This is a genomic window from Halopseudomonas yangmingensis, from assembly GCF_900114825.1.
Taxonomy (GTDB): Bacteria; Pseudomonadota; Gammaproteobacteria; order Pseudomonadales; family Pseudomonadaceae; genus Halopseudomonas; species Halopseudomonas yangmingensis.
This window is the reverse complement of the sequence record NZ_FOUI01000001.1, coordinates 391,974-417,382: the sequence shown is the minus strand read 5'-3', so window position 1 is coordinate 417,382 and position 25,409 is coordinate 391,974. Positions and strand designations below refer to the sequence as shown.

General features: G+C 58.0%; 26 protein-coding genes and 3 tRNA genes. 11 read left to right on the top strand and 18 right to left on the bottom strand.

What is annotated here, in order from left to right:
* Positions 1–7: 7 nt before the first annotated feature.
* The 3 genes from BMZ23_RS02050 to acs are packed head-to-tail and all read right to left on the bottom strand — an operon-like array spanning position 8 to position 2,529.
* Positions 8–436 (bottom strand): universal stress protein, encoded by a 429-nt coding sequence (locus tag BMZ23_RS02050; RefSeq protein WP_093471954.1) that lies wholly within the window; start codon positions 434–436, stop codon positions 8–10.
* A complete protein-coding gene (locus tag BMZ23_RS14950; protein ID WP_177197193.1) occupies positions 411–551 on the bottom strand; it encodes a hypothetical protein in 141 nt (46 codons plus the stop codon). Before BMZ23_RS14950 ends, BMZ23_RS02050 begins: the two co-directional genes overlap by 26 nt.
* A 16-nt stretch (positions 552–567) precedes the next feature.
* A complete protein-coding gene (acs, locus tag BMZ23_RS02045; RefSeq protein ID WP_093471951.1) occupies positions 568–2,529 on the bottom strand; it encodes an acetate--CoA ligase in 1,962 nt (653 codons plus the stop codon).
* Between the two features lie 218 nt (positions 2,530–2,747).
* Here acs and mnmC point away from each other — a divergent pair, with 218 nt between their 5' ends.
* The gene (mnmC, locus tag BMZ23_RS02040; RefSeq protein WP_093472149.1) at positions 2,748–4,733 is read left to right on the top strand and encodes a bifunctional tRNA (5-methylaminomethyl-2-thiouridine)(34)-methyltransferase MnmC2/FAD-dependent 5-carboxymethylaminomethyl-2-thiouridine(34) oxidoreductase MnmC1; all 1,986 of its coding nucleotides are present in this window, start codon (positions 2,748–2,750) and stop codon (positions 4,731–4,733) included.
* Positions 4,734–4,935: 202 nt separating this feature from the next.
* Positions 4,936–7,650: a hybrid sensor histidine kinase/response regulator gene (locus tag BMZ23_RS02035; protein ID WP_177197192.1), complete on the top strand. Its 2,715-nt coding sequence runs from the start codon at positions 4,936–4,938 to the stop codon at positions 7,648–7,650.
* On the opposite strand, the gene BMZ23_RS02030 is transcribed toward BMZ23_RS02035, so the two are convergent.
* Positions 7,620–8,378, bottom strand: a complete 759-nt coding sequence (locus BMZ23_RS02030; protein ID WP_093471945.1) for a sulfite exporter TauE/SafE family protein — start codon at positions 8,376–8,378, stop codon at positions 7,620–7,622. The genes BMZ23_RS02035 and BMZ23_RS02030 overlap by 31 nt on opposite strands.
* A 56-nt stretch (positions 8,379–8,434) precedes the next feature.
* Between BMZ23_RS02030 and BMZ23_RS02025 the strand changes: the two genes are divergently transcribed.
* From BMZ23_RS02025 to BMZ23_RS02015, 3 genes are all read left to right on the top strand, one after another.
* Positions 8,435–8,686, top strand: coding sequence for a YheU family protein (locus BMZ23_RS02025; protein WP_093471942.1), 252 nt, complete (start codon positions 8,435–8,437; stop codon positions 8,684–8,686).
* A 1-nt stretch (position 8,687) separates the two neighbouring features.
* A complete protein-coding gene (locus BMZ23_RS02020) occupies positions 8,688–9,206 on the top strand; it encodes a methylated-DNA--[protein]-cysteine S-methyltransferase (RefSeq protein WP_093471940.1) in 519 nt (172 codons plus the stop codon).
* A gap of 74 nt (positions 9,207–9,280) precedes the next feature.
* Entirely contained in the window at positions 9,281–9,496 is a 216-nt protein-coding gene (locus BMZ23_RS02015; protein ID WP_093471937.1) for a hypothetical protein, read from the top strand.
* 6 nt (positions 9,497–9,502) lie between these two features.
* On the opposite strand, the gene dcd is transcribed toward BMZ23_RS02015, so the two are convergent.
* The 4 genes from dcd to BMZ23_RS01995 form a co-directional block, all read right to left on the bottom strand.
* A complete protein-coding gene (gene dcd / locus BMZ23_RS02010) occupies positions 9,503–10,069 on the bottom strand; it encodes a dCTP deaminase (protein WP_093471934.1) in 567 nt (188 codons plus the stop codon).
* 100 nt (positions 10,070–10,169) lie between these two features.
* Positions 10,170–11,258 carry an iron-sulfur cluster carrier protein ApbC gene (gene apbC / locus BMZ23_RS02005; protein ID WP_093471931.1) on the bottom strand — a complete coding sequence of 363 codons (1,089 nt, stop codon included), beginning with the start codon at positions 11,256–11,258 and terminating at the stop codon, positions 10,170–10,172.
* Between the two features lie 89 nt (positions 11,259–11,347).
* The gene (locus BMZ23_RS02000; protein ID WP_093471928.1) at positions 11,348–12,175 is read right to left on the bottom strand and encodes a CheR family methyltransferase; all 828 of its coding nucleotides are present in this window, start codon (positions 12,173–12,175) and stop codon (positions 11,348–11,350) included.
* Positions 12,176–12,210: 35 nt separating this feature from the next.
* Positions 12,211–13,152: a chemotaxis protein CheV gene (locus BMZ23_RS01995; RefSeq protein ID WP_093471925.1), complete on the bottom strand. Its 942-nt coding sequence runs from the start codon at positions 13,150–13,152 to the stop codon at positions 12,211–12,213.
* A 115-nt stretch (positions 13,153–13,267) separates the two neighbouring features.
* Here BMZ23_RS01995 and flgA point away from each other — a divergent pair, with 115 nt between their 5' ends.
* From flgA to BMZ23_RS01975, 4 genes are all read left to right on the top strand, one after another.
* Positions 13,268–13,978 (top strand): flagellar basal body P-ring formation chaperone FlgA, encoded by a 711-nt coding sequence (gene flgA, locus BMZ23_RS01990; RefSeq protein ID WP_093471922.1) that lies wholly within the window; start codon positions 13,268–13,270, stop codon positions 13,976–13,978.
* Positions 13,979–14,148: 170 nt separating this feature from the next.
* Positions 14,149–14,469 (top strand): flagellar biosynthesis anti-sigma factor FlgM, encoded by a 321-nt coding sequence (gene flgM, locus BMZ23_RS01985; protein ID WP_093471920.1) that lies wholly within the window; start codon positions 14,149–14,151, stop codon positions 14,467–14,469.
* 14 nt (positions 14,470–14,483) lie between these two features.
* The gene (locus BMZ23_RS01980; protein WP_093471917.1) at positions 14,484–14,954 is read left to right on the top strand and encodes a flagella synthesis protein FlgN; all 471 of its coding nucleotides are present in this window, start codon (positions 14,484–14,486) and stop codon (positions 14,952–14,954) included.
* Positions 14,955–15,026: 72 nt separating this feature from the next.
* Positions 15,027–15,770: a flagellar brake protein gene (locus tag BMZ23_RS01975; RefSeq protein ID WP_093471914.1), complete on the top strand. Its 744-nt coding sequence runs from the start codon at positions 15,027–15,029 to the stop codon at positions 15,768–15,770.
* Positions 15,771–15,785: 15 nt separating this feature from the next.
* Here the strand turns inward: BMZ23_RS01975 and BMZ23_RS01970 are convergent, their stop codons facing one another.
* Positions 15,786–17,126, bottom strand: coding sequence for an MFS transporter (locus BMZ23_RS01970; protein ID WP_093471911.1), 1,341 nt, complete (start codon positions 17,124–17,126; stop codon positions 15,786–15,788).
* A gap of 39 nt (positions 17,127–17,165) precedes the next feature.
* Positions 17,166–17,585 carry a hypothetical protein gene (locus BMZ23_RS01965; protein WP_093471908.1) on the bottom strand — a complete coding sequence of 140 codons (420 nt, stop codon included), beginning with the start codon at positions 17,583–17,585 and terminating at the stop codon, positions 17,166–17,168.
* Positions 17,586–17,655: 70 nt separating this feature from the next.
* On the opposite strand from BMZ23_RS01965, the gene BMZ23_RS15350 reads away from it, so the two are divergent.
* Positions 17,656–18,855 carry an NnrS family protein gene (locus BMZ23_RS15350; protein ID WP_093472147.1) on the top strand — a complete coding sequence of 400 codons (1,200 nt, stop codon included), beginning with the start codon at positions 17,656–17,658 and terminating at the stop codon, positions 18,853–18,855.
* Here BMZ23_RS15350 and BMZ23_RS01955 read toward each other — a convergent pair.
* Positions 18,814–18,890 (bottom strand) — tRNA-Arg (locus BMZ23_RS01955). The two genes, BMZ23_RS15350 and BMZ23_RS01955, sit on opposite strands and share 42 nt — an antisense overlap.
* A 348-nt stretch (positions 18,891–19,238) precedes the next feature.
* Between BMZ23_RS01955 and BMZ23_RS01950 the strand changes: the two genes are divergently transcribed.
* A complete protein-coding gene (locus BMZ23_RS01950; RefSeq protein ID WP_093471905.1) occupies positions 19,239–19,559 on the top strand; it encodes an Arc family DNA-binding protein in 321 nt (106 codons plus the stop codon).
* Between the two features lie 141 nt (positions 19,560–19,700).
* On the opposite strand, the gene BMZ23_RS01945 is transcribed toward BMZ23_RS01950, so the two are convergent.
* The 7 genes from BMZ23_RS01945 to csrA all read right to left on the bottom strand — a co-directional run bounded on the left by BMZ23_RS01945 (position 19,701) and on the right by csrA (position 25,235).
* Entirely contained in the window at positions 19,701–20,837 is a 1,137-nt protein-coding gene (locus BMZ23_RS01945) for a sodium ion-translocating decarboxylase subunit beta (protein ID WP_093471902.1), read from the bottom strand.
* 12 nt (positions 20,838–20,849) lie between these two features.
* Complete coding sequence (gene oadA / locus BMZ23_RS01940; protein WP_093471899.1) at positions 20,850–22,631, bottom strand: sodium-extruding oxaloacetate decarboxylase subunit alpha; 1,782 nt, start codon at positions 22,629–22,631, stop codon at positions 20,850–20,852.
* Positions 22,632–22,680: 49 nt separating this feature from the next.
* The gene (locus BMZ23_RS01935; RefSeq protein ID WP_093471896.1) at positions 22,681–22,935 is read right to left on the bottom strand and encodes an OadG family protein; all 255 of its coding nucleotides are present in this window, start codon (positions 22,933–22,935) and stop codon (positions 22,681–22,683) included.
* Positions 22,936–23,097: 162 nt separating this feature from the next.
* Positions 23,098–24,537 (bottom strand): magnesium transporter, encoded by a 1,440-nt coding sequence (gene mgtE, locus BMZ23_RS01930; RefSeq protein WP_093471893.1) that lies wholly within the window; start codon positions 24,535–24,537, stop codon positions 23,098–23,100.
* 183 nt (positions 24,538–24,720) lie between these two features.
* A tRNA-Arg gene (locus tag BMZ23_RS01925) sits at positions 24,721–24,797 on the bottom strand.
* 103 nt (positions 24,798–24,900) lie between these two features.
* A tRNA-Ser gene (locus BMZ23_RS01920) sits at positions 24,901–24,991 on the bottom strand.
* A 58-nt stretch (positions 24,992–25,049) separates the two neighbouring features.
* Positions 25,050–25,235, bottom strand: a complete 186-nt coding sequence (gene csrA / locus BMZ23_RS01915) for a carbon storage regulator CsrA (RefSeq protein WP_093471890.1) — start codon at positions 25,233–25,235, stop codon at positions 25,050–25,052.
* Between the last annotated feature and the right edge of the window lie 174 nt (positions 25,236–25,409).

The window sequence follows — 25,409 nt, the reverse complement described above, 5'->3', positions numbered from 1 at the left end:
TCACCGGTTACTTGACCAGCAGCACCGGCACCGGAACATCATGCACCACGCGGGTCGCCACCGAACCCATGACCAGATTGCCAAGGCCACCCATTCCACGAGTGCCCATAACCACGCTGTCACAGTCCAGACGGCTGATAGCCTTGGATATCTCAGCAGAAACATCACCAACCACCTGATGGCAAGCATGCGTAATCCCGGCCTCGGCAAGCACTGCGGCAGCCTTGTCGGTCAGTTCACGGGCATGATCAAGCGCACCGGCATTCAGCTGCTGCAACATGCTGGCAGATACATAGTTGCCATACAGCTTCGGTTCGGACTGGACATTCAGCACCTCGACCTGCAAATCTCCCAGCCGGCGCTGCAGGGTAACCAGATAGTCAAGCGCACGACGGGCGCTGGGTGAACCGTCAAACGGCAAAAGAACTTTCTGCATGATCCTGATCTCCTTTTAAGGGTTTCACCGGATTATCCGCAATCCCGCCGGCCCGGCCAATCACTATAAAATAAAAAAAGCCGCCCGAAGGCGGCTGCAATGCTGGAACAGTCATGCCTGTCCCGGGGAACTCAGGCGGACTTGCTCATCATCGCCCGGTGCTCATTAATCAGATCCTCGACGACACCCGGCTCGGCCAGCGTCGAGATATCACCCAGCCCCTCATATTCGCCCACCGCAATCTTGCGCAGGATGCGCCGCATGATCTTGCCCGAACGGGTTTTCGGCAAACCTGGCGCCCACTGGATACAGTCTGGCGTGGCAATAGGTCCGATCTCGCGGCGAACCCATTGACGCAGTTCCTGACGCAACTGCTCGCTCGGCTCAACGCCCTCGATCAGGGTTACATATACGTAGATGCCCTGCCCCTTGAGATCATGGGGCACGCCCACCACGGCGGCTTCGGCAACATGTCGGTGTGCGACCAGCGCGCTTTCAACCTCGGCGGTCCCCATGCGATGTCCGGACACATTCAGCACATCGTCAACCCGACCGGTAATCCAGTAATACCCGTCTTCATCACGGCGCGCGCCGTCGCCAGTGAAGTAGGTGCCCTTGAATGTTTTGAAGTAGGTTTCGACAAAGCGCTCATGGTCACCCCAGATCGAACGGGACTGTCCCGGCCAGGAATCCAGTAACACCAGATTGCCTTCAGTCGCACCCTCCAGAACATTGCCAAGGTTATCCACCAGCGCCGGCTGCACGCCAAAGAACGGACGGGTTGCCGATCCGGGCTTGAGTGCCGTAGCTCCCGGCAGCGGGGTAATCAGAATGCCGCCGGTTTCTGTCTGCCACCAGGTGTCGACAATCGGGCAGCGGCTCTGGCCAACCGTTTCGTAATACCAGTGCCAGGCTTCCGGGTTGATCGGCTCGCCCACCGAGCCGAGCAGGCGCAGGCTGCTGCCGTCAGCACCCTCCACCGCTGCCTTGCCAAGCGCCATCATCGAGCGGATAGCTGTCGGCGCGGTATACAGGATGCTGACCTTGTGCTTGTCGATAATCTGCGCCAGACGGGTAACGTCAGGGTAATTGGGTATCCCTTCGAACATCACTGTGGTCGCGCCATTGGCCAGCGGCCCATAGAGGGTATAGCTATGCCCGGTTACCCAGCCGATATCGGCGGTGCACCAATACACCTCTCCCGGTTGATAATCGAACACATACTGGTGGGTCAGCGCGGCATACAGCAGATAGCCGGCCGTGGTATGCATGATACCCTTGGGCTTGCCTGTCGAACCCGAGGTGTACAGGATAAATAGCGGAGCTTCGCTGTCCATCGGGTCAGGCGGACAAAAGTCATCGGCCTGCTCCATCAGCACGGTGTAGTCACGATCACGGTGCTCATGCCAGCGGATATCAGCACCGGTTCGGCGAACCACAATCACCCGCTCTACGCTCTTGATTTCCGGATTGGTCAAGGCCTCATCGACGTTGACTTTCAGCGGAATGCTTCGGCCGCCACGACGCCCCTCATCCGCCGTAATCACCAGATTCGACTTGCAGTCAAGGATACGACCGGCCAGCGCCTCCGGCGAGAATCCGGCAAACACCACCGAATGCACAGCACCGATACGGGTACACGCCAGCATCGCCACGGCAGCTTCCGGAATCATTGGCATATAGATGGTCACCACATCACCCTGGGCGACCCCCTGGCGCTTGAGCACGTCGGCAAAGCGGCAAACATCACGGTGCAGTTCGCGGTAGGTGATACTGCGCGACTCACCCGGTTCATCCGCTTCCCAGATGATCGCCACCTGATCACCACGCTCGGCAAGGTGCCGGTCTAGACAGTTGGCGGAGACATTCAGGTGCCCGTCAACAAACCAGTTGATATCCACGTTATGATCGTCGAAGGAGGTCCGCTTGACCTTGCGGAACGGCCGCATCCAGCTCAGACGTGTCGCCTGCCCGGCCCAGAAACCCTCCGGATCATCGATGGATGCCTGGTACATCTGCTGGTACTGCTCGTCATCGATCAGCGCATTGCAGGCAAAGTCCTGGGGGACTGGGTAGAGTTGTTCGGCACTCATTCTGGGACACCTCGGTAACCGTTTTCGATTTGTGGGAACAGTCTCACCGCCTCGTCTTATCGACACCATTCGACCAACGTATTACCCAGCTTAGACCTTGGTTGGATACCTGCCCGGATTCTGCTGCGCTGATTGGTCGCGCAGCCCTCCCGGGAATACCGGCTCGAGCGGCTCGCATGCAGGTTACAATGACTGCTTTTGCCTGCAGGGAAATCGCCATGAGCAATGAAACACAGTTTGCCGAACTGATCTGGGACGCCGACGGGCAACCAAGCTCAGGCCGTTTCGGTGACGTCTATTTCTCGCGCGTCAACGGCCTTGCTGAAACCCGGCATGTTTTCCTGCAACACAACCAATTGGCCGAGCGCTGGGCTGCACTGGCGGAGGATGCCAATTTCAGCATTGCCGAAACAGGCTTTGGTACCGGCCTGAATTTTCTCTGCGCCTGGGAGCTCTGGGAGCGTAGTGCGCCACGGGGCGCACGCTTGCACTTCATCAGCTGCGAGCGTTTTCCGCTGCATCCTGACGACCTGCGCAAGGCATTATCCCTGTGGCCTGAACTGCAGCCTCTCAGCGACACACTGCTGGACAGCTATCAGGCATTGCCCCCAGGCTGGCAACACTTCAGTTTTTCCGGTGGACGAATCAATCTGACCCTGCTGATTGGCGATGCCGTGCAGATGTTCGAACAACTGGATGCACAAATAGATGCCTGGTTTCTGGATGGCTTCGCTCCCGCCAAAAACCCCGATATGTGGCGACCCGAACTGTTCGAGCAAATGGCCAGGCTATCAGTGCCAGGCACCAGCATGGCCACCTTCACCTGCGCCGGCGATGTCCGTCGCGGACTTCAGGCTGCCGGCTTCCAGTTGAACAAGGTTCCCGGCTATGGCAGCAAGCGCGAAATGCTCTGCGGCCACCTGCAGCACCCCGTAACGCAGCAATGGCAAGCCCCCTGGCTGTGCCGCCCCGAAGCCGACCTTCAGCAGCCGCGTACCGCATTGGTAATAGGTGCCGGACTGGCTGGCATCAGCAGCGCCTGGGCGCTGGCCCGACGCGGCTGGCAAGTAACCTTGCTGGATCGCCACAGCGAGCCGGCCAGCGAGGCGTCAGGCAATCCCCAGGGCATACTCTATGTGCGCCTGTCTCCTCACAGCACACCTTTGTCACGCTTTGTCGAAAGCAGTTACGGCCATTGTCTGCGTCACCTGCAGGCGTTGTTACCCGATGATGGTGTAAACCGTCAGGCGTGCGGCGTATTGCAATTGCCAACCGACGAGGCCGAACTCAAGCGATTGCAGGCGCTGGGCGAGGCCGGCTACCCGCCAAGCTTTCTGCAACTGCTGGATAGCCAGCAGGCCAGCGACCTTGCCGGGGTTGCCATCAACACTCAGGCCCTGTTATTTCCGGCTGCTGGCTGGGCCAACCCGCCGGCTCTCTGCCGGGCCATGCTTGAACAGCCGGGTATCCGCCTGCTTGGCAATAGCGCCGTGGCACAGCTCGATCACCGGCAAGGCCAGTGGGCGGCTCTCGACGCTAACGGCCAGCACCTCGCAACAGCCGGTGTAGCTGTAATCTGTGGCGCCGTAGACAGCCTGCAACTGGCACAGAGTGCACAGTTGCCGTTAAAACCGATTCGAGGACAAATCACCCATCTACCGGCCACACCGGCCAGCCGAAGCCTGCGAACGGTACTGTGCGGCGCCGGCTACATATCGCCGGCTCGCCTGGACGAACATCATGTGGGAGCCAGCTTCCGTTTTGATCGTTTCGACAGCGAACCCAGCGAAGAGGAAAATGCTGGCAACCTGGAGATGTTGCGCGGACTCAGTCCGGACATGGAGTCACTACTGGCATTGCAGCAGCTGCAACCGGCAGCGCTCAAGGCACGTGCAGGGCTGCGCTGCAGTACACCCGATTACCTTCCGGTGATTGGCCCGCTCGCTGATGCCGACGCCTTCTTTGAGGATTACGCCGAACTGGCCAAGGATGCCAGCAAGAAGCCTGACACAATCACACGCACCTACCCCGGACTGTTCGTGAACACCGGGCACGGCTCACGCGGCCTGGTAAGCTGCCCATTGAGCGCTGAACTGCTGGCCGCCTGGGTGTGCAATGAGGCTTTCCCGCTCCCCCGGGATCTGGTTGATGCGCTCCACCCAAGCCGGTTCCTGCACCGCCGGTTGATCCGGCGGCAGCAATAAAGCAAGAACCGGAGCCTGTGCTAGCATTCTGATGTAGTCGATGCGGGAGCACGCTTTCGCGCAGCCAGAACAATCACAACAGCAACCACCAGGAAATGCCGGCATGGACAGTCGCTGCAATCCACCCTTGCCGGGGCGTGCGCCTTGCGCATGCCCCAGACCACCGGTGCTGTGCCGACCAGGATTGCTGCGCTGGCTACTGTTGTACCTATTCATCTGCAGCACACCCGCCCTGGCAGCCAGCCCCCTACTGGTCCTGGAAACGCCCCACCAGCATCTCAACCTTGCACCCTGGCTGGAGTTTCGTGAGGACCCGCAGGCCACTCTGGGCTGGCAAGAGGCATTGCAAGACAGCGCCGACTGGCGAGCCGTTCAAGGCGTGCATGCCAACAAGGGCAAGAACCAGTCCGTCTGGTGGTTTCGTTTCAGCGTTCAATTGAATCAGGCAGCACCAGAACCCATGGTGCTGCAGCCAGGCTACCCCTTGCTGGATGACCTGCAACTCTGGCACATCCCAGCTGATGGCGACCTGCGCATGCTGCGCAGCGGGGACCACCTCCCGCTTGCCGATCGCCCTGTCATGGTCCGCAACCCGTGGCTGCCGGTTCAGCTGGAGCCCGGCATCAACCAGTTCCTGTTGCGTGTCGACACAACCTCAACCGTCAGCCTGCCGCTGCATCTGGTCAGCTGGTCAACCAGCGCCAGCCAGCAGGAACGCCTGATGCTGTTCAATGGCAGCTTCTATGGCGTGGTGTTCGGCTTATTCTTTTACAACCTGTTCCTTTTCCTGTCGCTACGCGAAAGCAGTTACTTCTGGTATCTGGTCTACAACATCAACATGCTGCTGTTTATTGCCAGCTTTGACGGCACCCTGTGGTTGTTTGGTGGTCCGGGCGGCATGCTGCAATCCAGCATCATTTACATGCTGATGTTCAGTCACTGTATTGTCGCCACCCAGTTCAGTCGCCACTTTCTGCACACAGCAACGGAATTCCCCCAGCTTGAGCGGCTGTTGCGAGCAAAGATGGCCATCATGGCGGTTTTTCTCGTCAGCCTTCCGGTGATCGGTCTGCATGCCTACAACACCCTTGCCAGCCTGGCCGTTCTGGTCAGTTCGATAATACTGCTGGCCAGCGGCATCCACGTATGGCGCAGCGGCTTTCGCTACGGTTCTTTCTACACCCTGGCCTGGGGGTTGCTGCTGGTTTCCCTGATCATCAGCACACTCAACTCCCTTGGACTACTGGTCAATGTCAGTGCCGGCACTCTGTGGATCAAACTGGGCGTCAGCTGTGAACTGGTATTGCTCTCCCTGGGCCTTGCCGACCGTATCCGCGCCCTGCGCGAAGAGCGCCAGCAGGCCGACGAAAAGGCACTGCAGGCACAGCTCGAACGGGATGCACAGAACCGCTTCCTGGCCCGCATGAGCCATGAAATCCGCACACCGCTCAATGGTGTTATGGGCATGCTGCAATTACTGCGTGACACCCCGCTGAACGAGCGACAGCGCCACTACCTGGATACTGTCAACGGATCAGGCAAGGCCTTGCTGAGTATCATCAACGACATTCTCGACTATGCCCGGATCGAATCCGGCAATCTGCAGCTGGAGCAGATTGCCTTTGATCCTGAAGAACTGCTGTCAGACAGCTGCAGCCTGTTTACCGCCCAGGCGCTGGACAAGCAACTTGACATGCACTGCTGGGTCAACAGCAACATTCCCTCGCAGCTGATTGGCGACCCCACCCGCATCAAGCAAATCCTGCTTAACCTGTTGAGCAATGCTTTCAAATTCACTGACCGAGGCGGCGTCAGTCTGCACATTGAAGGCCAGCCGGCAAAGCAGTCGCACGGAAACTGGTCGCTGCGCTTTGTGGTGCGCGACAGCGGTATCGGGATTGCTCCGGAAGCGGCCCAGCACCTGTTCCGCTCCTTCGTCCAGGCAGACAGCTCAACCACCCGGCGTTACGGCGGCAGCGGCCTTGGACTCGCTATTTGCCAGGAACTGGCGGGCATCATGGGAGGACGCGTCACTCTCGAGAGCCAGCCACAACACGGCTCTACATTCACTCTTGAACTGGAGTTGCCCGGCCGTTCTATCCCCTGCCCTGAGCCAGCCCCGTTATCCGCACTGGTGATCCGGGAGCAACCGGCAGAGCACTTGCAGCAACTGCTGCAGCGCAATGGAATCACCATCATCGGCTACGCCCGAGATCTGCCACAGAGCATTTGCGAATCTGCCCGCCTGATCATACTGGACAGTACCGGCATGCCCCTTGAACAGCTATCCCGAGCACTCTGGTCACTGCATGACAAGAAGCTGCCAAGCCTGATCCTGCTGGATCGGCAGCATCAGGTCCGACAACGTCTGCCAGCACACTGCAAGCTGTTGCACCTGCCGATCACACCCGGCCATTTACGTGACGCGCTGCATGAACTGCTGACACATCAGCTACCGCTTGCCGAGCCTGCACAGCGCCAGTCAATGGCAAAGCGAGACCTGCGCATCCTGGTAGCCGAAGATAACCCGGTCAACCAGATGGTAATTCGCGGCATGCTGCACAGCCTTGGCTACCAGTGCGAACTGGTTGGCAACGGTGCAGAAGCTCTGGCCGAATACCGTGCGCGTCCGACACACTGGCAGTTAATCCTGATGGACTGTGAAATGCCGATGATGGATGGCTACGAGGCCACACAAATGATCCGTCTTTTTGAACAGGAGCAAGACCTTCCGGGCATCCCTGTTCTGGCACTCACCGCACACGTGATTGATGGCTACCGTGATCGTGCCAGCGCCGCAGGCATGCAGTGCATGCTCGGCAAACCCCTGCAGCGGGATGAACTGGCACAGGCGCTGGAGCTCTGGGGAAGGAACTCATCAAACCGTCAAAATAACAGCAGCTCGGACACCCCCTGATACAGCAAGCGCAACCCGGTGATCATCAAAAACAGGTAGCACAACCGGTAAATCAGTTGCTCGTTGCTGTGCTGCAGCATCCAGAACCCGAGCCTGACGCCGATCGGCGCCAGCGGCAACAGCACCAACGACGCCAGCAGATTGGACGTATCGAACTGACCCAGATAGACATAGGCAGGCAACTTGGCCAGATTGACCACGGCAAAGAACACCGCGATGGTGCCCATCAACAGGGTCTTGTCCAGCCTTTGCGGCAGCAGATAGACATTCACCGGTGGCCCGCCAGCATGGATACCGAAGCTGGTAAAACCGGCTACCGCGCCCCAGAAACCACCGCGCAACCGATCCACTCCGCGCACTGACGGCTCACCGCGACGCAGCCAGTAATTGAGGGTAAACACCACCGCAATCAGACCGATCAGCAACTGGATATGCGCATCACTGAGCAGACGGAAACTCAAGGCCCCGAGCAGCACGCCAAACAGGGCCGCAGGTATCAGGATACGCAAGTTCTCGCGGTGCCAGCGTCCGCGAAAGGTGCGCAGCGCCACCAGATCCATCACGCAGAGAATCGGCAGCAGGATCGCCGCCGCCTGCTGCGGACTCATCACTAACGCCATCAGTGGCACCGAGACAATTGCCACGTTGCCGCCAAATCCGCCCTTGGCAATGCCGTATAGCAGCACCGCCGGAATGGCACACAGGTAGAACAGGGGATCAGTCAGCATGCTTTGGTTGTACAATTCATTTCGTCAGTTCCGAGAAAACCCAGGAGTCCGGAGCCATGCTGATACCCTACCAGATGCTTGAGACCGACACCCTGCAGCGGCTGATGGAAGACTTCGTCACCCGCGAAGGCACCGACAATGGCTGCGATCAATCGCTGGAAAGTCGCGTCGCACAATTGTATCGACAACTGGAGCGCGGCGAACTGTTCATCGTGTTCCACCCGGACAGCGGCGACACCAGTCTTGCACGCAAATCCAGCCTGCCCCGGGAAATACTGCAGGAACTGCTTGCCGGCCAGGGAGACTGAAATGTCCATTTGCCACCTACAAGTCAGCTGCCAGCCCTGCCGTCTCGGCTGGTTGCTGATTGCCGCCGACCAGCAAGGACTGCGCGCCCTGTTGCCCGGCGATGATCCGCAGGCACTGCGCGAGGATCTGCATCAGCGCTTTCCCAAGGCCGAGTTGCAGCCAGCAGGGCCTGACCTGGAGGAATGCCTTGCCAACATCTGTCACTGGCTGGAAAAGCCCTGTGGCGAGATACCCGCAAGCCTCCCGCTGGCACCCACAGGAACCGCCTTCCAGCAGCGGGTTTGGCAAGCACTTCGCAATATCCGCGCCGGCCAGCACTGCAGCTACCGCGATGTGGCGCATGCCGTCGGCCAGCCAACCGCCAGCCGTGCCGTGGCGCGCGCCTGCGCCGCCAACCCACTGGCGCTGCTGATTCCCTGCCACCGCGTGCTACGCAGCGACGGCGGGATTTCCGGCTACCGCTGGGGAGTCGAGCGCAAGCGCGCCCTGCTGGCTGAGGAGCAACAGCTCAACGCCTGAACTCCGACCAAGGTAGGATTGCCGGTCAGCCGGTAATGGCTCAGCCTGCAGAAAATCCTTGCCGGAGAGCCGACATGGCACTGCTACGAACCCTGGGTTGGTGTTTCCTGTTGGTCATGGTACCGCTTGGCGCGGTCATGGCTGCCTGGCCGGACCAGCTGACCGGCCTTCTGAGCCAGCTGAGCGGACTGGATATCACTCGGGGTCAACTGGCGATAGGCTTTTTGCTAATCGCCGCGCTGTGCATGCGGATCGACCTGCAGATTCGCCGGCGACACGCCGCCGGCTGAACAAGATCAGGTACGCGGCAGGGTAACGCCTCGCTGCCCCTGATACTTGCCGCCACGATCCCTGTAGGACACTTCGCAATCCTCATCGGATTCAAAGAACAGCATCTGCGCCACACCCTCGTTGGCGTAAATCTTCGCCGGCAAGGTAGTGGTGTTGGAGAACTCCAGGGTCACATGCCCTTCCCACTCCGGCTCCAACGGCGTGACGTTGACGATGATGCCACAACGCGCGTAGGTGCTCTTGCCGAGGCAGATGGTCAGCACATTACGCGGGATCCGGAAATACTCGACGGTACGTGCCAGGGCAAAGGAATTCGGCGGAATAATACAAACATCGCTTTTGACGTCGACAAAGCTCTTCTCATCGAAGTTCTTCGGGTCAACCGTGGCCGAATGGATGTTGGTAAACACCTTGAACTCGTCAGCGCAGCGCACATCGTAGCCGTAGCTGGATACCCCGTAGGAAATCACCCGGCTGTTCTCGGCGCCGCGTACCTGACGCTCGACAAAAGGTTCGATCATGCCATGTTCCTGCGACATGCGACGGATCCAGCGGTCTGACTTGATGCTCATGCGTGTGTCCTGCAAAGGGTCGGTCGGTCAAAAGAATCCGGCATGTTACCGGTTATTCGGCAGCGAAAAAAGCTGCCAGCCGTACAGCCGGCGCAATGTCTCAATCGTCACTGATACTGATCTGCGGGGCTGCTGCCTGTGCGGCGCGCTCGGCGATCCGTGCCCCGACATGCCGCGCCATGTCCTGATAGATCATGCTGATCTGGCATTCCGGCTCGGCAATCACTGTCGGCTTGCCGCCATCGGCCTGCTGGCGAATCATCATCGACAGCGGCATCGAGGCAATCAGATCGACGCCATACTGGCCAGCCAGGCGCTCGCCGCCGCCCTCACCAAACAGATGCTCGGCATGTCCGCAGTTGGAGCAGACATGCACGGCCATGTTCTCCACCACCCCGACCACCGGAATGCTGACCTTGCGGAACATTTCGATGGCCTTGCGCGCATCCAACAGGGCAATGTCCTGCGGCGTGGTGACAATCAGCGCGCCACTCACCGGCACCTTCTGCGCCAGCGTCAGCTGGATGTCACCGGTGCCCGGCGGCATATCCACCACCAGATAGTCCAGCTGATCCCAGTCAGTTTGGGTCAACAACTGCAACAGGGCGCCGGAGACCATTGGGCCGCGCCAAACCATCGGCGTATTGTCATCCGCCAGCAGCGCCATCGACATCACCTGAATGCCGTGGGCCCGTGGCGGTACGAACCACTTGCCGTCACGCACCTGCGGCCGGGTGCCCTCGGGCAGCCCCAACATCAACCCCATGCTCGGGCCATAGATATCCGCATCCAGCACCCCGACCCTGGCGCCCTCCCGGGCCAGCGCCAGCGCCAGATTGGCGGCGGTGGTGGACTTGCCGACACCGCCCTTGCCAGAGGCCACGGCAATGATATTGCGCACCCCGGCCAGCCCCTCAAGATTGCCCTGCACCGGCGCTGCCTGCACGTCGCAGTCAACCACCACCTGCGCCGAGTCAACGCCCGGCACTGCTTCAATAGCGAACTGCAGCATCTGCGCAATCCCGGCTGTCAGGCTGGTGGCAGCATAGGGCAGCCGAATTGCCACCTGCACACGCGCCCCCTGGATATCCAGCTGACGGACAAATCCGGCGCTCAGCAGATCGGCTTTCAGGTAGGGATCCTGGTAGCCGCGCAGGGCGGCCTCTACGGCACTTCGATCAGGGGACATGGGGGCATCCGGCTATACAGTTGCGGGACGCCCATGCTAATGGAAGGGGGGGCGGGTTTAAAGGGCTGACAGCAGATCACTGACAGCCTTCAGCGTGCGCGGTAAACGATACCGGGACTGCACTGCACCATCTGGAACAGCTCAGGCAGTCCGTTCAGGGCCTCGGAAGCGCCAAGCATCAGATAGCCACCCGGCTTGAGCACGCCATGCATGCGTCGCAGGATGTCCTTTTTCACATCGGCAGAAAAATAGATCAGCACGTTGCGGCAAAACACGATATCGAATTTGCCAAGCATGGCGTAGCTGTCCAGCAGGTTAAGCGCACGGAACTCGACGCGGCTGCGGATCGGCGCCTTGACCTGCCAGCGCCCCGGTGCCAACTGGTCAAAATAGCGAGCCAATCGCTCCTGGGACAGGCCGCGGGCGACTGACAGGCTATCGTATTCAGCCGACTTGGCCGCATTCAGAATGCTGCCGGACAGGTCAGTCGCGACAATCTGCGCCCCGGCACGCAGTTGCCCAAGATTGCTGCGCTCGAACTCATCAATGCTCATGCTCAGCGAGTAAGGCTCCTGCCCAGAGGAGCAGGCCGCCGACCAGATCCGCAAACGCTGCCCCGGGTTGTCCTTGATAAACTCCGGAATCAGCTTGGACTTGAGCACCTCAAAGGGATACACATCACGGAACCACAGGGTTTCGTTGGTGATCATCGCATCAATAACTGCCTCGCGCAAACCGGCTCGCGGACTGGCCTGGATACGCCGCACCAACTCTCCCAGATTGCTGATACCCTGCTGCTCCAGCAGCCGATTGAGGCGACTGGCGACCAGATACTGCTTGTTGTCACCAAGCACAATGCCGCTGCTCTTCTCAAGAAACTCGCGGAACAGCTGGAAATCCTGATTCACTGCGGTCACTCAGTGCGCCCCGTTATGCCTGAAACTGCTAAACATCATGCCCTTTCCACCCCTACATTGCCATCCAGCAGATCAATCACACGCTTGGCCAACTCATCCGGCTTGAACTTTGCGAGAAAGTCATCGGCACCAACCTTCTTCACCATGGCCTGATTGAAGACTCCCGATAGCGATGTATGCAAAAGCACATGCAGGCCGCTAAGGCGCGGATCATTGCGCACCTCGGCAGTCAGGGTATAACCATCCATTTCCGGCATTTCAATATCGGAAATCATCATCAACAGGTATTCGGAAAGCTTGACGCCTTCAGCCGCCTTGGCCTGCAGCCAATTGAGTGCCTGGCGTCCGTCGTTCAGTGCTATTACCTCCACACCCACTTCCTGCAGGCAACGGGTAATCTGTTTACGCGCGATCATCGAGTCATCGACTATCAGCACCCGGCGACTCACGGCCCGGGCCTGTACCTGCTCATTGACCACACCGGCAGAAATACTCTCGGTGACCGGAACAACCTCGGCGAGAATCTTCTCCACATCAATAATTTCGACCATCTGGTCATCGACGCGGGTTACGGCCGTCAGATAATGCTCACGTCCGGTACCTCGTGGCGGCGGATGAATCTCGGACCAGTTCAGGTTGACGATACGCTCGACCGAACGCACCAGAAAGCCCTGAACCTGATTGTTGTATTCGGTGATGATGACAAAGGCGCCGCTGATATCATCCAGTCCCGGACCGCCCGTAGCCCGATTGAGATCAAGTATCGGCAAGGTACCGCCACGGATATGCGCCACACCACGCACAACCGGCGGCAACTTGGGCAACATCGTCAGACGGGGGCATTGCAGGACTTCCTTGACCTTGAATACGTTGATTCCGTAAAGCTGATTGCCCGCCAGACGGAACAGCAGCAACTCAAGTCGGTTCTGACCAACCAGCTGAGTACGCTGGTTAACCGAGTCCATTACGCCAGCCATAAGAAACTCCTGAAACGGTGGCAGCCTCCCCGCAAAGTGCGGGCACGATTATTGCTTTAATCACTGAAGACGACAGAAATCCACCGACTCAGTGTCACTACCCTAGGTCAATTGTATGCGTTTTATCAGAGCCTGCACGTTGCTGCTCGGTTTTTTTTCAGGCGCAGCCACAGCCAGCCCCTTGATTGACCAATTGGTCGGCAGCGCCGAATCATTTCTTCAGGGTGCCATTGAGGAACATCTGGCCAGCAGCACGCGTGATGCCAACTACCGGATAGAGATCAGCCGTCTGGATAACCGGCTGCGTCTGCCCTTGTGCGATAAAAACGCCCTGCAGACCACGCTTGAGAGCCCTCAGGTGCCAATCGGCAGGGTAACCGTCAGGGTAAGCTGCAACAGCCCGTCCAGCTGGCGCCTGTTTGTACCGGCACAGGTCAGCCTGCGCCAGTCGGTGCTGGCAACCACACGACCACTACTACGCCACAGCATTCTCGCGGCCGGCGATCTGGCGCTGGTAGAACGCGACATCACAACCACCGCCGACAGCTTCTTGACCAGCCCGGATACGGTAATTGGCTTGCGCCTGCGTCGTGCCCTGCCCGCCGACACGGCATTAACGCCCCAGCACCTCGAGCAGAATCAGATTATCAGCCGCGGTGACAAAGTGATCATTCGCTCTTCGAACGAGCGTGTCAGCGTACGAATGCCAGGAGAAGCACTTGAAGCCGGGAGTATCGGCAGCCAGATTCGGGTACGCAACAGCCGCTCCGACCGGGTGATTCATGCACGCATCACCGGCCCGGGAGAAGTTCGGGTTGGTCCATGAACAGCCTTCTTCGAGCATCACTGTATACCGGCCACAAGTCGATATATACTTGCCCTCGAGCCTGAGGAAAGACTGATACCGCATACAACTTTTTTGCACAGCAAGGCTAAAGTCTGGTGAAACCCTGCCGATACAACGGTCAGAGGAACATCAAAGCTGAGGACAGGATCATGGTTATCGACTTCAACAGCGCCAACAGCAACGCACGAACCAGCCAGCAGGCCAGCACATCGGCCTCGGGCAAGCGTGACGCCGCTGCTCAGAGCTCAGATAGTCGCGAACAGGCAACACAGGTGGCCAACAAGCCGGCTGATACCGCTGTGCAACTGAGCAATCAGGCACGCCAGTTGCAGCAGGCCGAGGCGCGCCTGCGCGATCTCCCGGACATGGACAGCGAGCGGGTAGCCAGCATCCGCCAGGCTATTGCCGATGGCAGCTACCAGGTTGACAGCGGACGCATCGCTGATCGCTTGCTGGCCACTGAAGGCTGAACACCGACACGCTCATGCCTGTTAATCAACTCTGCGCCCTGCTGAAAACTGCCACTGATGACTGCAATGCCTATATTGCTCTGCTGGATCAGGAGCAACAGGCACTCATAAAATCCGATCTGGTTAATCTGGAAAAGATCCTGCACGAAAAATCGCCCTTGCTTCAGCGTCTTGCCGGGCACGATCAGCAGATTGCCGACTGGTGCCAACACCACGCTGACAACAGTGACCCCAGGCAACTCAAAGCCCTTGTCGTCAGTCTCGATGAGCCGGAGCTGCAGGAGCAGTACGGTTTTTTTGTCACCGCTCTCGAGCTGTGCCAGTCTGCCAACCTGCGCAACGCCCGCCTCATGCATCACAGCCAGAGCAACACCCAGCGACTGCTGGACCTGCTACGCAATCAGGGCGAAACCAGCCGCAACCTTTACGATCGTCAGGGCCTCACACCCAGAGGATCAACACAGCGTCCGATCGACAAAGCCTGACTATCCTCGACACAATTTATTGCAAGTCTGGTGTATATTCGTCCGGTATAGCGTTCTGATCGAGAGAGTCCAGTGGCATCACTATTCCAACAACAGACAGGCCCGCAACCTCCACGTCAGGTTACATCCGCAATAGAAATACAGGCGATCCTCAAGAACCTGCAAAATGCCCGCGATGCCCTGCACATCAAATTCGACGAACGCAGCCTGCAATTTCAAAGCTTTGTTGTTCAGCTGGATGAACAATACCTGTGGCTGGATGAACTGATTCCTCGCGAAGGAGACAAGTTCATGGCTCAGGGCGAAAGCTTCCGGATCGACAGCTGGCATGACGGCGTTCATGTTTTCTGGGACTGCAACAGCGCGGCCTGCGTAGAGCTTGAAGGCGCCCCTGCCTACCGCTTGCCGCTACCGGCAGAGATCACCCACCACCAGAAACGCGGCGCATTTCGCGCCGGCATGCCACCCGGCATACAGGCACAGCTGACGCTGGCAGACTCCCGCTTGAAAAAGAACGCACAGGGTCGTCTCAACGACGTTTCCGCCACAGGCTGTCGCGCCACCTTTGAGGGCGACCTGCAGGGGCTGATAAAGCCTGGCCAGGAGCTTGGGCAAAGCTGGATTGCACTACCGGATGGCGGCCGCCTGAGCGTGACGCTGGAAGCCCGGCATATCAAGCATGACGTTGAGCGCAATATCACACTGCTAGGCCTGGCATTCAAAAAGGTTGACGCGATGACCCAACGCCAGATCGATCGATTCGTCAACTTCCTGCAACGTGAAGCCCGCCGCTTCGAGAGGGAAGACCTGTTCTGAAGCCTCCCTCAGGCTTCAGCCCGGACGATGCTCATCACCATCAGCATCCACAACAACCTCTTCCGCAATATCCCCTTCACGCTGCTGAAGGGCTTCCTCATCCACCATCTGCTCTACCACCATCTGCTCATCCACACGAGGATCCAGCGCGGCAGCAAGCGGCGAACTTGCCAGGTTACCTGCAGCCGGCATGAAGCTCAGCGGAGCCTCATCAACCAGATGCTCTCCGGTTACCTGCTCCGGACGCACGCGCACCATCAGCACCAACGTACAACAGGCCATAAACACATAGAGCATGCCCGGCCCCCACTGCCCCATAAGTACAGAGGCTGCGACCGGGCCAATACTGGCACCCACACCAAAGGTCAGCAAAAGCATTGCCGAAAGCGGCACCCGCTCCTCCTGTTCCACATGGTCATTGGCAAGCGCAACAGCCAACGGGTAGAGAGTAAATGCGAGCAAGCCAAAGATTGCGGTGAGTGCCAGCGTTGCCCCGGAATCGAGCACGCCAAGCGAAATCAACAAGGTGACCCCGGTCAGTATGATGGCATTCAGCTGGATCATACGACTGCGGTCCAGGCGATCGGAGAGCCAGCCTACCGGCCACTGAGCCAACAAGCCCGCCCCCACGGTTACCGCCATAAAAAGACCTACCTCAGCCGTCTGTAAACCGCTCGACGCAGCGAACACCGGAGCCAGACCATAAAAGGCACCGACCAGCAACCCCGAAACCAGCACCGAGGTGAGTGCCTGAGGAATACGCTCGATAAACAGACGCACCTTCAAAGGCGCCGGATGCAGGGGAGCCGGGTGAATTCGCCGGGTCACCGCAACCGGCACCAGACACAGAGAAAAGCACATGGCTACCATCAGCAAATGACGAATATCCAGATCCGGCATTATGGTCAGCACGATTTGACCCAACACAGTGCCCAGGAAGGTCACCACCATATAACTGGCGAACACCATGCCGCGCTGATGTGACTCTGCCTGCTCATTGAGCCAGCTTTCCACCACCATGTACTGGCACATCATCCCCATGCCTACCAACAAACGTAGCAACAACCAGAAACCGGTCGTCTCTAGCAACGCATGGCCAAGCACCGAGGCAGTCACAACACCCGCGCTGGCAACAAACGCGCGTATATGACCGACTCTGGCAATCAGGCGGTGGCCAACCGAGGCCCCGGCAACCAGTCCCAGATAATAAGCAGCCATCATCAGACCGATCCAGAACTCACCCACCCCTTGCTGATTGAGACGCAAACCCAGCCAGGTAGTCAGCAAACCACTGCCAAGCAGCATCAGCAAGGCTGCAAAATACAGCGACGAGAACGCCATTAATGCCTTGGGCATGACTCCTCCGGGGTTAGTAACAAAAACGGACCGCAATCTTCAACCTGTTATCAACTCCATAGGCGCACCACTGCGGTCAAACGTAAGGAAACCCGCCACACGACCAACCTGAATTGAACTCACCATGTTACGCAGCGCCTTGTCACAAGACTCCGGCGCAGCCTCGCAGCCCATCTGACCCGACAGCGCCGCAACAAAAACCACAGCCCACTCCTGTCCGGTCGTCTCCGACTCGGCAACCAACTCGTCAAAGCTGCCAAGTTCATTGGCAGACTTGTCGACACAAAGCACGGGAGCCAAATGACCACCCTGCCCTTCGGCAAAACGCTTTGCCTGTTCTGCCGTGTGCCCTTCAGGCAATTCGGGCCTGGCAAAAACAAACAACAATCGCTGCGGCTCCGACTGTTGCCGCGCTACTGCGAGCAGGTCGGAAAATGATTGAATGCTCGGCTCTTGCATAACGCCACCCTCTTGTAAAATGGTCGTGAATGATTTGCAGGCATGATAGCAGTTGAGACTGCAAAGCCCCATGCTACCCTTTGCCATATCACCGAGAAGATTCAGCCAGCCAATGTTTTTTCAGCCAAACATCTCCCTGTCCGAATGGCTTCACGAACGCGACTGGGCCAGCCATTGGTGGTTCCCTGTTGCCTGCTTGTATGCAGCCATCATGGTTCCTTTGAGTCTGGGCGCCCTCCTGTACCAGATCAACATACCGGCGCTGGCCCAACCCGGCGCGCATGCGCAGCACCTGCTTTCAGGCTTTACCCTGGCTTTGATTACCGGATATCTGTGCGGAAAAACATCTCGCTGGCAATTGCTGGGATTATTGACAGCTTGGGCTACTGCCCGGATTGCGCCACTCAGCGGCTCACCAGACTGGCTTGGCACCGGCGCCCAAACCGTCTTTGCCTGCAGCCTGTTATGGTTATTACTGCCTCGCTTTGCTCGGGCCAAGCGCTGGAGCAATCTGATGCTGGTCCCACTACTGGGATTACTGGCCATTCTGGCGGTGGCCAGCAACTGGCTGATTGCCCAACACAACGGCTGGTATTGGCAACGACATCTGGGCAGCCAGATGCTCTTGCTGCTGGCACTTCTGATGATGTTCATGGGTGGCCGCAGCCTCGCGCCAGCAATTACAACCGCCCACCAGAAGCGCGGAATAGAGATACAGGCCCGACTTCAGCCGGGGCTGGAAGGATGGCTGATAGCAACCATTGGCTGTGCGGCTTTGCTCGGCCACTGGCTACCGGCGCCAGCCGGATTACTGCTTGTTGTTGCCGGCTTTCTATGCCTGACTCGACTTTGGCGCTGGCAAGTGCGCGCACTACTCGGCCATGCATTCATTTCAGGGATGCTGATCGGCTATCTATGGCTCGCAGTGGGGCTGATTGCCTGCGGTCTTGCGCTGATATGCCAGTGGGGGTGGCAAACCAGCGTACACATGATCAGTACCGGAGCACTGGGCACCCTGTCATGCTGCATCATGTTGCGCAGCCTGGCCCAACGACTGAAGCACAGTACTGACTGGGGCTTGCTGGCGTTCCCATGCCTGATGATTACGCTGGCAGCCTGTGCACGCGTCGGAGCGGACCTGCTCGAAAACAGGATACTTTTGCTCTGGATAGCCGCCATATGCTGGAGTCTTGCCTATCTATGGCTGGCATGGAAATGGTCGGGAATTTGGTGCGCAAGGCCGGATTCGAACCGGCGACCTACCGCTTAGGAGGCGGTTGCTCTATCCAGCTGAGCTACAAGCGCAAAAAGGTGTTGATCTGGACTGACGAATGCCTGCGCATTGTACAAAAACACCGGAGAATTCCAAGTCACCTCTGCAGCAAAGCAGGAATTACTCATTACATTAACGACCACGCATGGCACATCAAGTGTGAACCAGCTCACAAAGGGTGACACAAAAACGACGCCATTAAGCCACCACAGCACATCAAGCCTACCCAAAATAGTGAAACAGGAGTAGAGTTTCGTACAGTTGTTTGATTTGCCCCGTGAATATGGCAACATCGACAATGAAATCGCAGTCGTCACGACAAGGTTGTTGTACCAGCACGAGCTGCATCTTCCGCCAATCTCAAGAATGCATCCTTGATTATGAAAACAGCCACCCGAGAGTTTACCAGTCGTACAGCAGACAAGTTCGTCATACGCCTGCCGGATGGAATGCGTGATCACATCGCCGAGGTTGCGCGTAAGCACCACCGCAGCATGAACTCGGAAATTATCGCGCGACTCGAACAGAGCCTGCATGACCTCCCCGTTTTGCCCGTGGGCCTGAGCATCCGCAACATCAGCCAGATCGACGAGCAGCAACTCAGCGTTCCCGAGCGCGAGCTGCTGAATCGCTTCCGTGAAATGAGTCACCGCCAGCAGAATGCCCTGCTCGCACTGCTCAGCCAGGAACAGGCGTCCTGATCCAGACTTTTCGTCCTGCAACACCCGCAAAAGCCCGCCTTCCGGCGGGCTTTGCCTTTTCTGCCAGTAGCTCACCACCCATTTCTACTGCACAACAAAAAGCCCGGACAAGCCGGGCTTTTTGTTGTGGCACCGGGAATCTTAGCCGACGAAGTTCAGCAACACACCCGCCGCCACTGCCGAGCCGATCACACCTGCCACATTCGGCCCCATGGCATGCATCAGCAGGAAGTTCTGCGGATTAGCCTCCAGGCCGACCTTATTGGAAACACGTGCAGCCATGGGTACCGCCGACACACCAGCAGAGCCGATCAATGGGTTGATCTGCTGCTTGCTGACCAGATTCATCAGCTTGGCCATCAGCACACCTGCCGCCGTCCCGCCGCAGAAGGCCACCATACCCAGCACCATAATGCCCAGGGTGGTCAGTTGAAGGAAGGATTCTGCAGACATTTGCGAACCAACTGCCAAACCCAGCGCTATGGTCACAATATTGATCAGCGCATTACGGGCGGTATCCGCCAGACGCTCAACCACCCCACATTCACGCATCAGATTACCAAAGCACAGCATACCCACCAGCGGCGCGGCTGAAGGCAGCAACAGCGCCACAAGTATCATCAGCACGATTGGGAACATGATCTTTTCGGTCTTGCTCACGGTGCGCAGTTGCACCATGGTAATCGCGCGCTCTTTCTTGTTGGTCAAAGCACGCATGATCGGCGGCTGCAGCAATGGCACCAGCGCCATATAGGCATAAGCCGCCACGGCAATCGGACCAAGCAGATGCGGAGCGAGCTGAGACGTCACAAAGATCGACGTCGGGCCATCGGCCCCACCGATAATGGCAATCGATGCTGCTTCCTTGATAGTAAAGTCGAACCCCGGAATACCCCACGCAGTCAGTGCCAGCGCCCCCAGCAGGGTACCAAAGATACCGAACTGTGCGGCAGCACCGAGCAACAGGGTACGCGGATTGGCCAACATGGGACCAAAATCGGTCATAGCGCCCACGCCCATAAAGATCAGCAGCGGGAACATGGTGGTTGGCAGACCAATCTGGTAGAGCATATAAAGCATACCGCCAGACTCGGCGATACCCGCCACCGGCAGGTTGGCCAGCACCCCACCAAAACCGATCGGGATCAGCAGCAGCGGCTCAAAGCCTTTCTTGATAGCCAGATAGATCAGCATCAGGCAGATGGCGATCATGATCACCTGACCCAGCTCCATATGATGGATACCGGTGGTCTGCCACAACTGGAGAAGCTTCTCCATGAATCTTCCCCCTTAACCGATAGTCAGCAAGGTATCGCCGACGGTTACCGCGTCGCCGACCTTGACATTGACGCTACCGATGGTGCCAGCCTTGAAGGCCCGCACTTCGGTTTCCATCTTCATCGCCTCCAGGATGATGACCACGTCACCTTCCTGAACCTGGTCACCCGGAGCCACCAGCACCTTGAAGATATTGCCAGCCAGCGGTGCCGCCTGCGGATCACCACCACCAGCAGGCAAGGCAGCAGGCGCAGCAGCGGAAGCAGCAGCACCCAGCGGCTTGATACCGGTAATGTCGCCACCTTCAGCCACCTGCACCACGAACTCCTTGCCGTTCACGCTGACGGTATAGACTTCGGGCTCGCCCGGCTTGGCCGAGGAAACTGGCAGCTCCTTGCCGGTCGGAGCCGGTTCGAACGCATCCGGATTGCCGCGGTTTTCCAGGAACTTCAGACCGATCTGCGGGAACAGTGCATAGGTCAGCACATCATCAATTTCATCGGCGGCCAGCTTGATACCTTTCTCCTGGGCAATCCCCTTGAGTTCGGCAGTCAGCTTGTCCATCTCAGGCTCGAGCAGATCGGCCGGGCGGCAGGTGATGGCCTGAGCACCATCCAGTACCCGCGCCTGCAACTCGGTATTGAAAGGTGCCGGCGCTGCGCCGTATTCACCCTTGAGGATGCCTGCAGTTTCCTTGGTGATCGACTTGTAACGCTCACCGGTCAGCACGTTGATCACTGCCTGAGTGCCGACAATCTGCGAGGTCGGCGTTACCAGCGGGATGAAACCGAGGTCTTCACGCACCCGCGGAATCTCTGCCAGCACTGCATCAAATTTGTCACTGGCGCCCTGCTCCTTGAGCTGCCCTTCCATGTTGGTCAGCATGCCGCCCGGCACCTGAGCAACCAGAATGCGCGAGTCCACACCCTTGAGGTTACCTTCGAACTTGGCGTACTTTTTCCGCACTTCACGGAAGTAGGCTGCGACTTCCTCAAGCAACTCCAGATTCAGGCCGGTATCACGCTCAGTATTCTGGAAGATCGCCACCACCGACTCGGTCGGTGAATGGCCATAGGTCATGGACATTGAGGAGATAGCAGTATCAACGTTGTCGATCCCGGCTTCTGCGGCCTTGAGAATGGCGGCAGTGGACAGACCGGCAGTCGCATGGCACTGCATATGAACCGGAATGCTCAGCGTCTGCTTCAGGCGCGAGACCAGCTCAAAAGCCTTGTACGGGGTCAGGATGCCGGCCATGTCCTTGATCGCGATGGAGTCGGCACCCATATCTTCGATCTGCTTGGACAGCTCAATCCACATATCCATGGTATGCACAGGGCTGGTGGTGTAGGAGATAGTGCCCTGCGCATGCTTGCCCTGCTTCTTCACCGCCTTCAGGGCGGTATCCAGGTTGCGCGGATCATTCATCGCATCAAACACGCGGAATACGTCAACCCCGTTTACCGCTGCACGCTCGACAAATTTTTCTACCACATCGTCGGCGTAGTGACGATAACCAAGCAGGTTCTGGCCACGCAGCAACATTTGCTGACGGGTATTCGGCATGGCCTTTTTCAGCGCGCGGATACGCTCCCAGGGATCTTCGCCTAGATAGCGAATACAGGCATCAAAAGTTGCTCCACCCCAGGATTCGACGGACCAGAATCCTACCTGGTCGAGCTTGCCGGCGATCGGCAGCATATCATCGAGACGCATACGGGTTGCCAGAATGGACTGGTGGGCATCCCTCAGGATCACATCGGTAATACCCAGCGGCTTCTTGGTATCGGTCATAGTGTCATGGCCTTGGTTGTTTCAATGGGAAGAAAGTACGTAACTATTCTCAGCCGCGGCGAGCACGGTGCTGCTTGATGGCAGCACCTATGGCAGCCACCAACTCAGGATCAACTGAGCCGACAGCAACAGCAGCGGACTTCGGAGCAACCTTGGGAGCGGCAACAGGCTCGGGAAAAAAGCGCGTCAAGAGACGGGACATTATCGTGGTAATAAAAACCAGCACGATCAGAAAGATGAACACTGAGCCCATACCCAGCAGCATCAGCTCGAAACCTTCCTCAAGCAATTCGGATGAACCCATGACGCCCCCCAGCGTGAAGAAACAGCGCCCGCAGGCGCCGTCGACAGTAATTATTGATCAGTCATGCAGGCGAAATTCCAGTCACTATCCACCTGTCAAAACCCGCCCAATCTATCCTGATGTGACATTTATTGCAATCTGTGCGACATCTGTAAACCGAAGTCACAGCAGGAAAATAGTTGCCAGCCCGAGGAAAATGAAAAACCCGCCACTGTCGGTAATCGCGGTAATCATCACACTCGAACCCAACGCCGGGTCACGATCCAGACGCAGACGAATCAGCGGTATCACCACCCCCATACAGGCCGCCAGGAGCATGTTCAGTGTCATTGCCGACAACAGCACGACGGACAAGGCCACGTTGTCGTACAGCAGCCAAGCGATGCAGGCCAGCACCACACCCCAGATGAATCCGTTGATCAGCGCCACACCAGCTTCCTTGCGCAGCAACCGCCGACCGTGGGCAACCTGCACCTGCCCAGTAGCAATACCGCGCACGATCATGGTGACGGTCTGGTTGCCCGAGTTGCCACCGATACCCGCTACAATTGGCATCAAGGCGGCCAGTGCTACCAACTGCTCAATAGACCCCTCGAACAACCCGATCACCCGGGATGCCAGCAAGGCAGTACAGAGGTTGATCGCCAGCCAGGCCCAACGGTTACCGACCGACTTCCAAACAGAGGAAAAGATATCTTCCTCTTCGCGCAGACCTGCGGCGCTCAGCACTTCCTGCTCACTTTCCTCACGGATATAGTCAACCATCTCGTCGATGGTCAGGCGCCCGAACAGCTTGCCCTGGGCATCCACCACCGGTGCAGAGATAAGGTCATAACGCTCGAAAGCCTGAGCCGCCTCACTGGCATCATCCTCAGGATCAAATACCACCGGGTCAGCAGACATCACATCGGCAACCAGCAGATCCGGAGAACTGACCAGAAGCTTTTTAACCGGCAGCACGCCCTGCAGCAAGCCGTCATTGTCGACTACAAACAACTTGTCGGTATGGTCGGGGAGCGCGTCAAAGCGGCGCAGATAACGACTGACCACTTCAAGACTGACATCATCACGGATGGTGATCATGTCAAAGTCCATCATCGCCCCGACCTGATCCTCGTCGAACGACAGCGCTGACTTGAGTCGCTCACGTTGCTGGGCGTCCAGCGTATCCATCAGCTCACGAACTACATCTCGCGGCAGGTCCGGGGCCAGATCAGCCAGCTCGTCAGCATCAAGACTGTTGGCGGCCGCCATGATTTCCTCATTGTCCATATCGGCAATAAGGGTTTCACGCACCGCATCGGAGACCTCCAGCAGGATGTCACCGTCACGCTCGGCCTTGACCAGCTGCCAGACCGCCAGACGCTCTTCAAGGGGCAGGGATTCAAGAATATAGGCGACGTCAGCCGGATGCAGCTCATCCAGCTTGCGCTGCAGTTCAACCAGATTCTGCTTGTGAACCAGCGACTCAACCAAGTCCTGATGCTCGCCCTCCTGACGATGCACCAGATTCTCCACCAGTCGATGCCGACGCAACAGCTCATGCACCTGATCCAGGCGATCCTGCAGGCTTTCCGGAGATTTTCTTTTCAGCTCGGACATAGACAAGGCTTCCGTATTCCAGACTGTCGCGCACGCCGCAAGCTCGCACAGCGATCAATTATCGCTCCGAGCCTCACAAGCCTCCAGCATAGCCCAGACCAACCGACACAGGCTGCCAGGATCTCGCAACAGCCATCACGCAGGCACAAAAAAACCCACCGGAAGGCCGGTGGGTTTTCGAAATGGCGCACTCGGGAGGATTCGAACCTCCGACCGCTCGGTTCGTAGCCGAGTACTCTATCCAGCTGAGCTACGAGTGCGTTTCGTGGGGCGCATTATAGGGCTTTAAAACACCCTGTCAAACGTTTTTTTCTTTCAATTTCAGAAACTAACGTGTGACTGCCATTCACCCCATTGGCAAAATGGCGGAGAGGGCGGGATTCGAACCCGCGATACCCTTTTGAGGTATACTCCCTTAGCAGGGGAGCGCCTTCGGCCTCTCGGCCACCTCTCCGTGACGCGCAGAATATTAACTGCGCGTAGTGCTTTATGCAACGAAAAATTCAATAAAATTAGCTATTTGGTTCTTCGTCTTTTTCACGCTGGATGCGCTGGTAGATTTCCTCTCGATGAACGGCGACTTCCTTCGGCGCATTGACACCTATACGCACCTGGTTGCCCTTCACGCCCAATACGGTGACCGTTACCTCATCACCGACCATCAGGGTCTCACCGACCCGACGCGTCAAAATAAGCATTCCTTTCTCTCCATTTATTGATCAGGACACAACTGGGTTATCTGCAAAAAACCGGCTGACACTTGCGTGTCCCGGTGCAGCCGTTACACCCCCGATTGAAAACCGGTCAGTGCACAGCATAGCACCGGATGCCAGCAGCGGCCGGACACTGCTGGCAACCTGGCGCACTGGAGT